Source organism: Protofrankia sp. CiP1_Cm_nod2 (genome assembly GCF_920664355.1).
Classification (GTDB): Bacteria; Actinomycetota; Actinomycetes; order Frankiales; family Frankiaceae; genus Protofrankia.
In genome coordinates, this window is sequence record NZ_CAKKTL010000134.1 from 3,437 (window position 1) to 14,995 (window position 11,559).

At 70.5% G+C, this 11,559-nt stretch carries 7 protein-coding genes, 1 pseudogene and 1 CRISPR repeat array; of the genes and pseudogenes, 4 read left to right on the forward strand and 4 right to left on the reverse strand.

The annotated features are described in order from the left end of the window. Positions 1-33 precede the first annotated feature (33 nt). A CRISPR array of direct repeats spans positions 34-631; the repeat unit is 36 nt; unit sequence GTTTCAATCCGGCTCGGATTTGTAGATCGCGGGGAC. 509 nt (positions 632-1,140) lie between these two features. From NBW84_RS15290 to NBW84_RS15305, 4 genes are all read left to right on the forward strand, one after another. After that, positions 1,141-1,383, forward strand: a complete 243-nt coding sequence (locus NBW84_RS15290; RefSeq protein WP_250285419.1) for a helix-turn-helix domain-containing protein — start codon at positions 1,141-1,143, stop codon at positions 1,381-1,383. A 547-nt stretch (positions 1,384-1,930) separates the two neighbouring features. Continuing rightward, positions 1,931-3,553, forward strand: coding sequence for a chaperonin GroEL (gene groL, locus NBW84_RS15295; protein ID WP_250285413.1), 1,623 nt, complete (start codon positions 1,931-1,933; stop codon positions 3,551-3,553). Between the two features lie 285 nt (positions 3,554-3,838). Next, positions 3,839-4,705 carry a phospholipid scramblase-related protein gene (locus NBW84_RS15300; protein WP_250285420.1) on the forward strand — a complete coding sequence of 289 codons (867 nt, stop codon included), beginning with the start codon at positions 3,839-3,841 and terminating at the stop codon, positions 4,703-4,705. Positions 4,706-4,763: 58 nt separating this feature from the next. Next, a complete protein-coding gene (locus tag NBW84_RS15305) occupies positions 4,764-5,357 on the forward strand; it encodes a Uma2 family endonuclease (protein ID WP_250285414.1) in 594 nt (197 codons plus the stop codon). 47 nt (positions 5,358-5,404) lie between these two features. Here the strand turns inward: NBW84_RS15305 and NBW84_RS15310 are convergent, their stop codons facing one another. From NBW84_RS15310 to NBW84_RS15325, 4 genes and pseudogenes are all read right to left on the reverse strand, one after another. Further along, positions 5,405-7,051, reverse strand: a complete 1,647-nt coding sequence (locus NBW84_RS15310; protein WP_250285415.1) for a DNA repair helicase XPB — start codon at positions 7,049-7,051, stop codon at positions 5,405-5,407. A 332-nt stretch (positions 7,052-7,383) separates the two neighbouring features. After that, positions 7,384-10,089 carry a helicase-associated domain-containing protein gene (locus tag NBW84_RS15315; RefSeq protein WP_250285416.1) on the reverse strand — a complete coding sequence of 902 codons (2,706 nt, stop codon included), beginning with the start codon at positions 10,087-10,089 and terminating at the stop codon, positions 7,384-7,386. A gap of 35 nt (positions 10,090-10,124) precedes the next feature. After that, entirely contained in the window at positions 10,125-10,562 is a 438-nt protein-coding gene (locus NBW84_RS15320) for a hypothetical protein (RefSeq protein WP_250285418.1), read from the reverse strand. 367 nt (positions 10,563-10,929) lie between these two features. After that, a pseudogene (locus NBW84_RS15325) lies at positions 10,930-11,559 on the reverse strand (hypothetical protein); the annotation flags it as partial.

Sequence of the window (11,559 nt, forward strand, 5' to 3'; positions counted from 1 at the left end):
CTCCCCAACGAGCAACGCGTGGCGAAGCTCACAGTTTCAATCCGGCTCGGATTTGTAGATCGCGGGGACGCTACAACCGGCGGGTCATCTCGCCCAGCTCGGGTTTCAATCCGGCTCGGATTTGTAGATCGCGGGGACGGCGCATAACGCCGCCCTAAGGGCGGTAGCGCAAGTTTCAATCCGGCTCGGATTTGTAGATCGCGGGGACCGCCCCCTCCCCGGCCCGCCGGCCGGCCCCCTCGTTTCAATCCGGCTCGGATTTGTAGATCGCGGGGACCAAATTGAGAAAAGTAAGGCTCGGGTGGGGGAGAAACGTTTCAATCCGGCTCGGATTTGTAGATCGCGGGGACAAAATGGAGGACATCATAGACCGGCTCATGCTGAGTTTCAATCCGGCTCGGATTTGTAGATCGCGGGGACGACCGCTAAAGGATTGGGGGAGGCAGCCGCCGAGGTTTCAATCCGGCTCGGATTTGTAGATCGCGGGGACACCGGTTCGGCGAGGGCGAGCAGCCCTTCGTCGAGGTTTCAATCCGGCTCGGATTTGTAGATCGCGGGGACTACCGCCGCCACCACCATGGTGGGCCAGCTGCGCGTTTCAATCCGGCTCGGATTTGTAGATCGCGGGGACCGCTGTCCGAATTGTACCCCGTCTGAGCTGGGGGTTTGCAAGATCCAACCACAACCTCCTTTTGAAGATCTTTTGGATCATGGTGAGATGATCTAAAAATTCTGTGTCGTTGCAGGTCAGGATGCATGTCGATCTCTCACCACAACCTCCCGGGTTCGTCGGCGTGTCGGAGGTTGTGGTAGATGATCTCCCTGGGGCACGCGTCTGTCCGTCCGGATCGGGTGCCGGGGACCCTCCGGTGCCGGATCCGGACAGGCCGATGGAGCGCATGCCGATGGTGGCACCTCCGCGACTTCGCTTCGACAGCCGTGGCGTGGCCATCCCCGCGAGCACCTCCACGACCGACACGGACGACTCCCATGATCCCACGCCGTCCCCTTCCCGGATACCACCATGCCCGGAAGCGGCGCCGGCCTGTCCGCACCTCATGGAAACCACACGAGGAGGTGGCGATGGCCCGCAGCATCCGTATCAACGGCATCGACGTCCCCGTTATCAACGGTGATCTGATGCCGATCGTCGTCGACATCGACGTGATGCTGGCCAGGCGGAAGATGTCCGTGGGCGAGCTCGCGGACCGCGTAGGGATCACGCCCGCCAACCTGGCGGTACTCAAGAACGGCCGCGCCAGGGCGGTGCGCTTCGCGACGCTCGCCGCGCTCCGCGAGGTGCTCAGATGCCAGCCGGGCGACCTGCTGCGCTGGGAGGCCGAGGACGCCACGGACGGACGACGTGCCCCAGGGCGGGCGTGAAAACGCCTGGCACCACCGGCCCGTGACACGGCACATGGACCGCATGGACGTGGATCGCCGATCACCCGCAGCACCGTCCCGGCCCCGTTGGGTAGATTCAGGTTGAGCTGTACCGCACCGTCCTGGTCGGCGATCGCGACGTGCGAACGTGCCCCAGCACCGCGAACCCCCGTCCTTCCAGCGCGCAACGGCGGGGGTTCGTCGTTGGGCTGGCAGCCAGGGCTTCGCCGTAGTCGCTTGACGCCCGCGTGGCGATCTGTTCAGTTCAACGGAGTTCTGGGCACGTGACCGGCACGGGGTTCACCGGTGGTTCACGGGCCGGACGATGGCATGCGGCCGGCGTGCGGCCGGGCCCGCGGCGGGCCGTCCGGCCGTGCGGCGCAACGGGGGGCGAGCTTGCACTCACCCACCTCGAGTGCTAAACAGGAGCTGGCACTCACCCGCTTCGAGTGCCAGGGCTGAGCGACGAGGCCACCAGGCCGTCCGTCGCGGGCGTCGTCTTGGCCAGGCCATTGAACAGCCATTCCCCTGGGAGGACCACGACACCATGCCGAAGATCATTGCCTTCGATGAGGAGGCACGGCGCGGCCTGGAGCGCGGCATGAACCAGTTGGCCGACGCCGTGAAGGTCACACTCGGCCCGAAGGGCCGCAACGTCGTTCTGGAGAAGAAGTGGGGCGTCCCCACGATCACCAACGACGGTGTGAGCATCGCCAAGGAGATCGAGCTCGAGGACCCGTACGAGAAGATCGGTGCGGAGCTCGTCAAGGAAGTAGCGAAGAAGACCAACGACGTCGCCGGTGACGGTACCACCACCGCGACGATCCTCGCCCAGGCACTGGTCCGCGAGGGTCTGCGCAACGTGGCGGCCGGCGCCAACCCGCTGGGCCTGAAGAAGGGCATCGAGGTCGCGGTCGAGCGCGTCTCCGAGGAGCTCTCCAAGCAGGCCAAGGAGGTCGAGACCAAGGAGCAGATCGCCTCCACGGCGTCCATCTCCGCGGGCGACCCCGCGATCGGCGCGCTCATCGCCGAGGCACTGGACAAGGTCGGCAAGGAAGGCGTCGTCACCGTCGAGGAGAGCAACACCTTCGGCCTCGAGCTCGAGCTCACCGAGGGTATGCGCTTCGACAAGGGCTACATCTCGCCGTACTTCGTCACCGACGCCGACCGCCAGGAAGCCGTCCTCGACGACCCGTACATCCTCATCGTCAACAGCAAGATCTCGGCGGTCAAGGACCTGCTCCCGCTGCTGGAGAAGGTCATGCAGGCCGGCAAGCCGCTGGCGATCATCGCCGAGGACGTCGAGGGCGAGGCCCTGGCCACCCTGGTCGTCAACAAGATCCGTGGCACCTTCAAGAGCGTCGCGGTGAAGGCCCCCGGCTTCGGCGACCGCCGCAAGGCCCTGCTCGGTGACATCGCCATCCTCACCGGTGGCCAGGTCATCTCCGAGGACGTCGGCCTGAAGCTGGAGAGCACCACGGTCGACCTGCTCGGCAAGGCCCGCAAGTTCGTCGTCACCAAGGACGAGACCACGATCGTCGAGGGCGCCGGCGACCCCGACCAGATCGCCGGCCGGGTCAACCAGATCCGCGCCGAGATCGAGAAGTCGGACTCCGACTACGACCGCGAGAAGCTGCAGGAGCGGCTGGCCAAGCTCGCCGGCGGTGTCGCGGTCATCAAGGTCGGTGCCGCCACCGAGGTCGAGCTCAAGGAGAAGAAGCACCGCATCGAGGACGCCGTCTCGAACGCGAAGGCCGCGGTCGAGGAGGGCATCGTCGCCGGTGGTGGCGTCGCGCTGCTCCAGGCGTCGGTCACCGCCTTCGAGAAGCTCGACCTCTCTGGTGACGAGGCCACCGGGGCGAACATCGTCCGCCTCGCCCTGGAGGCGCCGATCAAGCAGATCGCCTACAACAGCGGCCTTGAGGGCGGCGTCGTGGTCGACAAGGTCCGCCACCTGCCCGCCGGCCATGGCCTGAACGCGGCCACCGGCGAGTACGTCGACCTGATCGGCACCGGCATCATCGACCCGGCCAAGGTCACCCGTTCGGCGCTGCAGAACGCCGCGTCGATCGCCGGGCTGTTCCTCACCACCGAGGCCGTCATCGCCGACAAGCCGGAGAAGAACCCGGCCCCGGCCGTGCCCGGCGGCGGCGGCGACCTCGACTTCTGAGGCCCATCGCCTGCATTTCACGCAAAAAGGATAAAAAGGGGCGGTCCCAACGGCGGGGCCGCCCCTTTGCCATGCCCGCGTCATACCTACGTCATACCTGTGTCATACCTGTGTCACGCCTGCGCCGCGGGTGTCATCCGTCGTGTATGCGATGTCAACGGCGGTTGCGGCGGTTTGTCGAGCATGTCGGGCATACTCTCGTGAAGCGCCGGTTCCGGTGGGATTACCGCCACCATGGGCGCGCGGTGGGCCGCGGACAGCACCATGACCGGGAGTGTGTACGAGATGACCCAGACCACGCCGCCGGCCGGCTGGTACGCCGACCCGTCCGGCCAGCACGGCTTCCGCTACTGGGACGGCACCACCTGGACCGACCAGGTCAGCGACACGCCATCGGGGCAGCCAGGATCACCGGGCAAGGCGGCACCCACGCAGGGCTGGGGAACTCCACAGGGCTATCAGAACGCGCCGGTACAGACCAGCTACACACCGGACCGCATCCGGCGCCAGCTTTCCGAGCAGGCGGGCGTGCGACCCGTCCACGGCGGTGGCGGGACGCTTTTCACCGAACCGGTCCTGGTGGTCAACCAGAAGACCAAGCTCATCGAACTGACGAACGAATACGCCGTGTTCGACCAGGCCGGCAACCAGATCGGTTCGGTTGTCGAGATCGGCCAGAGCGCGTTGAAGAAAGCGGTGCGGTTCGTAAGCTCGCTCGACCAGTTCTTCACCCACCGGCTTGAGGTGCGCGACAGCGCCGGCGTGGCCCATCTGGTCCTCACCCGGCCGGCGAAGGTCTTCAGGTCACGTGTGATCGTCACCCGGCCGGACGGCTTCGAGATCGGCCAGATCGTCCAGCAGAACATCTTCGGTAAGATCCGTTTCGCGCTGGAGACCGGCGGGACGCCCATCGGGATGATCAAAACGGAGAACTGGCGGGCGTGGAACTTCTCGATCGTCGACCACAGCGGCACCGAGATCGCCCGGGTGACGAAGACCTGGGAGGGGCTGGCCCGCACCCTGTTCACCACCGCTGACAACTACGTCGTCCAGATCCACCGTCCGCTGACGGATCCGCTGCGCGGCCTGGTGGTCGCCTCCGCGCTCACCATAGACACCGCGCTCAAGCAGGACTCCCGCGGCCTCGGCTGACAGCGGCCCGGCGAAGAACATTTAGACAGTCTCCGGGTCACAAGGCACCATTACTGGCGTGCCCGCTCCCGGCTCCGCGACACGGTCGCTCCGTCCCGTCCTGACGCTGCCCGCCCCGCCGCTCACCGTGACGGACCTCGACGAGCTCGCGCTCGACCCGCGCTTCGAGCTCGTCGACGGGATGTTCGTGATCCGCCCGTGGCCGACGCCGCTGGAGGCCCGGGTGACCAAACGCCTGGTCCGGCTGCTCGTCGAGGCCACCCCGGCCGACATGCGCGTCCACACCCGTGACGTCAGCGTCCGGATCGAGCCGCGCAGCGAGGTCGTCCCCGACATCGTCGTGGCCGCGGCCGGTGACGACGACGACCGCCCGCAACGGATCACTAGCCTGCCGCTGCTGGTCGTCGAGGTCGCCGAGGCCGGCAGCCGCCGCTACGACCGGACGCTCAAGTTCGACCTCTACCGGGACCACGGCGTGCCCGACTGCTGGCTCGTCGACCCGGACGGCCCGCGGGTCGACGCCTACCGGCTCGTCGACGGCGCCTACATACCGCTGGGATCCGCGACCGGGGACGAGGAGCTGACGGTGACCACACCGGTACCCTGCACGATCATTCCGTCCACCCTCGTGGACCCACCAAACCCGGAGTGACCGTCGCCCGGCCGTTCGGGGCCGAACGGCCGGGCGCGGCTGGACGGCTACGCGGGGTCGGGGATGTCGTCGGCGTCCACGATCGTGTAGACGTAGCCCTGCTCGGTGAGGAAGCGCTGGCGGTGCGCGGCGTACTCCTGGTCGATCGTGTCCCGGGAGACCACGGTGTAGAAGTGCGCGCCCCGGCCGTCGGCCTTCGGGCGCAGCACCCGCCCGAGCCGCTGCGCCTCCTCCTGACGTGAGCCGAACGTGCCGCTGACCTGGATGGCGACCGCCGCCTCCGGAAGATCAATCGACACGTTCGCGACCTTGGAGACGACCAGCGTGCTGATCTCCCCCGACCGGAACGCCTCGAACAGGCGTTCGCGCTCCCGGTTGCGGGTCGACCCCTGGATGACCGGGGCGTCGAGCAGCTCGCCGAGCTGGTCGAGCTGGTCGAGGTAGGCGCCGATGACGAGCACCTGGTCGTCGGCGTGCCGCTGCACCAGCCGGCGCACCACCGCCCGTTTGCTGTAGGCGGTGGCGCACATGCGGTAACGTTCCTCGGCCTCGGCGACGGCGTAGGCCATCCGCTCGTCCTCGGTGAGGGTCACCCGCACCTCGGTGCACTCGGCCGGCGCGATCCAGCCCTGGGCCTCGATCTCGCGCCAGGGGGCGTCGTAGCGCTTGGGGCCGATCAGCGAGAAGACGTCGCCCTCCCGGCCGTCCTCGCGCACCAGGGTCGCGGTCAGGCCGAGCCGGCGGCGGGACTGGATGTCGGCGGTCATCCGGAAGACCGGCGCCGGCAGCAGGTGCACCTCGTCATAGACGATCAGCCCCCAGTCGCGGGCGCCGAACAGCTCCAGGTGCAGGTACTCGCCCTTGCGGCGGGCCGTCATCACCTGGTAAGTGGCGATGGTGACCGGACGGATCTCCTTGCGCTCGCCGGAGTACTCGCCGATCTCCTCCTCGGTGAGCGACGTGCGCTTGAGCAGCTCCGACCGCCACTGGCGGCCGGCGACGGTGTTGGTGACCAGGATCAGGGTGGTGGCGCGGGCGTGCGCCATGGCGGCGGCACCGACGATGGTCTTGCCCGCGCCGCTGGGCAGCACCACCACGCCCGAGCCGCCCTCCCAGAAACCCGCCACCGCGCCCTTCTGGTAGCTGCGCAGTTCCCAGCCGTCCTGGCGCAGCTCGATCGGGTGCGCCTCACCGTCGACGTAACCGGCGAGGTCCTCGGCCGGCCAGCCGATCTTCAGCAGTGCCTGCTTGAGCCGCCCCCGCTCGGACGGGTGCACCGCGACGCAGTCGTCGTCGAGGCGCTGCCCGAGCATCGGCGCGACCTTCTTCGACCGGACGACCTCGGTGAGCACCGCGCGGTCGACGGTGCGCAGCACCAGCCCGTGCACCGGGTCGTTCTCCAGCCGCAGCCGGCCGTAGCGGTCCATGGTGTCGGCGATGTCGACGAGCAGCGCGTGCGGAACGGCGTAGCGGGAGAACCGGACGAGCGCGTCGACGACCTGTTCGGCGTCGTGGCCGGCGGCCCGGGCGTTCCACAGCGCCAACGGGGTGATCCGGTAGGTGTGTATGTGCTCGGGTGAACGTTCCAGCTCCGCGAACGGCGCGATCACGGCCCGCGCGTTGCCGGCCAGCGGGTGATCGACTTCCAGTAGCAGGGTCTTGTCCGACTGGACGATCAACGGGCCGTCGGGCACGTCTCACCACCCTTCCGAGGTTTCCGAGGCTTCCGGGATTTCCGAGGTTCCCAGGGCTCCCGGAGTGCCCGCGGCGTCCGAGGGCTTCCAGGACGACGATGTCACGGCACTGCGTCAGGCGGACCGGCAGCCGGACCAGACCGGCCGGCAAGCGGGCACCGAGCGCGTCCGCCGATTCTCGCATGCTCGTCGACGGCCCCGGGGCGGGGCCGTCGTCACCGCCCGCGGCGGGCGCTGTCCGGGCGGTCCGGCCGCGCAGCGGCCCGGCCGCCGGCATCCGGTCATCGGGAGACTCCGGTGGCCACCGGGAAGCGGGGCGGGCCTGGCCGCTGTCAGGGCAGACCGGGAATGTCCTCCGCGTCAGCCGTCCGTGGATGCGCCTGGTCGGGCACGGCCGTCGGCCCGCCGGCGGCGTCCATACCGGCGGTGTGCACGGCGTCCATACCGGCGGTGTGCACGGTGACAGTGTCCACGGCGATCGGGCTCACGGCCGCCGGCCCGACGCCGAGACCGGCTCGGGGGGCGGAAGCGGCCCTGAAACCGCCCATCCCGCCCGGCTCGTAGAGCCAGGGGTAGCTATTGATCTCACTGCCCGTGAGCGCGTCCTCCATATCGAGGACGCCGGTCACACGGTGTAACGCAAACCGCCGGGTCGAGGTGGTGCGCTGATCCCAGGCCGTGACCCAGCCGCCCTCGACGGTCAGCGGGCGGACCACCTGGTCACGGGGCGTCCCCTGCTGGTCGACGTATCCGAGCAGCACCCGGCGGCCCGCGCGGGCCGCCCCCTGCAGCGTCACCAGGATCAACGGCGCGGACCGGACCATCCCGTCGGCCCCGTCAGCCCCCGTGGCCAGCGAGCCGGCCGCGGCAGCGGCTGCCCGCGCCGTGCGGGCGCCCTCGTCCCCGCGGCGGATCATCCGCACCATGTCGCGCAGCTGCTCGTCACGGCCGCCCCGCGCCTGGGCACCGCCCGGCGGCCGCGGCCGGCCCGGTGTGCGGTGCGCCTCCGGCCGGCTGAGCACCACCCGCCCGTCGGGGCCCTCCCCCACCGGGGAGAAACCGGCGGCGCGCAGCCCGTCCAGCAGCTTGGGCATGGGCAGCGCGCTGATCACCACCGTCGGCGCGATCCGGCGCAGCCCCAGCGCCTGGGTCCGCCGGGAGGCGACCACCTCGGAGAGGACGGCGGTGTCGTCACAGCGCAGGTAGGACGCGGCCGGCCCCGCCCGCAGCCGCCCGTGCCGGCGAGCGACGTCGTCCACCAGGTAGTCCAGCGTCTGCGGTACGCCCCCGCGGGCCACCCGGGTGAGAAAGCCGCGGATGTCCTCGACGGTCCGCCCGGCGTCCAGCGCCCGCCGCAGGGACGACTCGGAGAACCGGTGGACCGTGGCCGCGCCCGCGGACTCGACGTCGGCCATCTGCGCCAGCTCGGCGGCGATCTCCGGCACCAGCGGGCCCGGCGCCACCGCGGTGAGGTCGGCCTGCACGAACAGCTCGCTGACCGGCTCGGGCAGCATCGGGCCGAGCGCCGCCGCCAGCTCGGAGCGGCTCACCCCCGCCCCGGCCTCGCCGCGGACCAGCGCCCACCCGGCGGCCGACAGCGCGCCCCGGCCGGTGAGGCCCAGCAGCTCCGCCTCGGCGAAGACCCAGTCGACCATCCTGTCCAGCAACGGCCCGCCGCGCCGTGGCATCCGCCAGGCGAGCAGTTCCCGCACCGAGGCGGGGGTGGGCGCGAGCCCGTGGGGCGCGGCGGCGAACGCGTCCAGCACGAGACGGCGCAGCTCCGGCGCGCTGCGCCGCCGCAGCTCCAGCGACAGCGCCGCGAGCTGGCGGCCCTTGTCGTCCCGCTCCCCCACCAGGCCGGGGACGTCCGGGGTGTGCAGCCACGCCTCGGCCAGGACGGCCCACCGCATGGCCGGGGTCTCCACGGACCACCGGTCGTAGGCCGTCGTGGGCATGATCTGGGTGTCCGTCCCGGTGGAGCCGTCGACCAGCCCGGCCGCGTAGGCGGTCTCGACGACCACCGCCGCCACCGTCTCGGTGACGTCGAGCAGCTTCGCGGTGGCGCGGAAGTCCCGGACGCTGAGACCGCCGGTGCGCAGCGGGGTGGGCGGGGCCTCTCCCCACGCCTCGAGCAGGGCCGTCACCAGGCGGATCAGCGTGCCGGCGGCAAGCGCGGCGGCGCCGTCGACCTGGCCGAGATCGATCTGCCGGCCGGTGAGCGCGGGCGGGTCGACGTGCAGCGTCCCCGCCGGCCGGTCGCCGCGCAGGGCCAGGCCCACCTCCCGGGGGAGCTCGACCGTCTCCTCGTCGACACCGACGAGCAGGCCGCGCGCGAGCAGTTCCTCCACCGGAGTACGGGCGTCGGAGGCGGCGAGCAGGCGCCCGGCGTCGCCGGTGTGCCCCAGCGCCGGCCCGGCGGCGAGCCGGTCGAGGATCTGGCGGGCCCGCGGGCCGCACTCCTCGACCAGCCTGGACACCCGCTCCCGCCCGGCCAGCACGGCGGCCAGCTCGTCGAGCAGGGCCGAGCGGGTGGCCGCGCCCCGGTCCCGGCGCGGGTCGACGCCGACCGCGGCGGCGAGCCGGGCCAGCTGGGTGTGCCGATGGCCGCCCAGGCACGCGCGCAACGGCCGGCCGAACCCGAGCGGACGCTCGCCCAGCAGGTCACGGACCATGCCGACGAGCACGACGGCCGCGTCGTCCCCCCACACCAGCCCGCGTTCGCGCAGCGTCGCCAGGGCCGCTGTCACGTCCGCGCCCCCGCAGAACGTCGACAGCTCCGCCGCGCTCACCGCGGGTGGGAGCAGTGTCAACGCCTCGCAGACCTCGAGGGTGAAGACGTCGAGCCGCTCGAGCGCGCGGGTGACGCTCACCCGGATCTCCAGCCGGGCACCGAGGACGTCGAAGTCGGGCGGGGGCGGGGTGGCCAGATCCGGCCGCAGGGTGAGCAGCCGGGCCAGCGCGTCATCCCGCAGGCCGCGCAGCCACCCGGCCAGGGTGGTGGGCACGTCGGAGCCGTCCGCCGGTGTGGACACCTTCACAACGGTATCCGGCCGCGTGGGAGGCCCGACACGCCCTATCGTCCATCATCAAGATCGAATTCGTCGCTCACGGCCACCGGGACCCGGCCCACGCCGACCTGGGCCGTGCCGACCTGGTCGAGCACCCAGCCGCCGCTGACGTTCCAGCGCAGCACGGCAACGGCCGGGTCGAGATCGTGCTCACGCGGCCGGAGCGCGACGAACGCCCAGTCGGGCGAGCCGGTGGAGATCCTGATGGAGTCCACCTGGAGGCGGCCGCGGAGGACGGCGGCGACCAGCGGGCTGGCGAAGACCGCCCGGGCGATCGCGTCGACCTCCTCCGCGGTCGGCTCCCGGCCCGGCGGGGCAGGGGCGGCCAGGGCCGATGCTCTGACGCGGGGATCCTCGGCCGCGGAGGCGTCCGCGGCACGACCGGCCGCCGGACGGATGACACGTGGGCCGTTGCTGTGTGGACGCGTGGAATATGGACGCACGCGAAGCCTCCTGCCGCGGATGACAGGCCGGGACGCCACCCGACCAACATCACGCCAAGTCGCACATGTTGTGACAGAGCGCGACAGACCTGTCTATGCAGATTCACATGCAGGAAGCCCCGAGCGCAAGAGCCCGGAAGTGAATTCCTCGCACAACAACCATCACAATGACCAACTGCAAAACAGCGGCTAGCGTAGATGGACTATTTGGGAGCTACACCCCATTTTATCAACATCTCGCATGGTAACAGAAAATCAGGCAACAATGAAACACTACCATCCGACATATTTATCAATATACGGACAAGTCGCCAGCTGGCAGCAACGATCATCGAAACCCGGCCAGCGGCACCGGGAACATCGACGATCAGCGGAACCTGTCGACGCTCTCGACGAGGAACGCCAGATTATGGCCACGGGCCCAGCCGCTGATCCGTGACTGCACGCTGACCGAGCCCGGCACCGCGACAGCCTGCCCGACGGAGAACCCGACGACCATGACAGCGATCACCAGCAGCAGGCCCAGCAGGCTCACGGCCGGACGCGCACGCGAGGGACGGCGCCGCGCGGACGCGGCACCCGGCCGGGCCCGCGCGTCAGCGGTGGCGTCGAAGCCGGAGTCGGTATCAGCGTCGGAATCGGTGCCAGAGGCGGCGTCGGCGGCGGTGGCGGCACGGACCGGGCCGGAACCACCCCTGGCGGGAGCGGCGTCCACCCGGGCGCGCCCGGTACGCGCCTGAGCGGGACGACCAGCGGCGCCGGAACGGCCCTCCTCGCCGGGAAGCCTGGTGAACCGATCGGTGGCCTCGATGTCGTCCGCGCTGGAGACGGCCTCGGCCGGGCCGCCCCATCCAGCCGACGGCCCGCGCTCCCCTGCCCGCTGACCGGCCCCGGCCGATACCCGGTCCCCGGACGGGCGAGCATCATGATCATGATGCCGTTGGCCCGCCGGGCGGGCCCGGTCACCGGCGGCCGGCCCGCGCGCGCCAGCCGCGCC

What these genes read in the sequence shown, in the direction of transcription:
- NBW84_RS15290 (WP_250285419.1), top strand. Translation starts at nt 1,141, where the DNA reads ATGCCGATCGTCGTCGACATCGACGTGATGCTGGCCAGGCGGAAGATG.
- groL (WP_250285413.1), top strand. Translation starts at nt 1,931, where the DNA reads ATGCCGAAGATCATTGCCTTCGATGAGGAGGCACGGCGCGGCCTGGAG.
- NBW84_RS15300 (WP_250285420.1), top strand. Translation starts at nt 3,839, where the DNA reads ATGACCCAGACCACGCCGCCGGCCGGCTGGTACGCCGACCCGTCCGGC.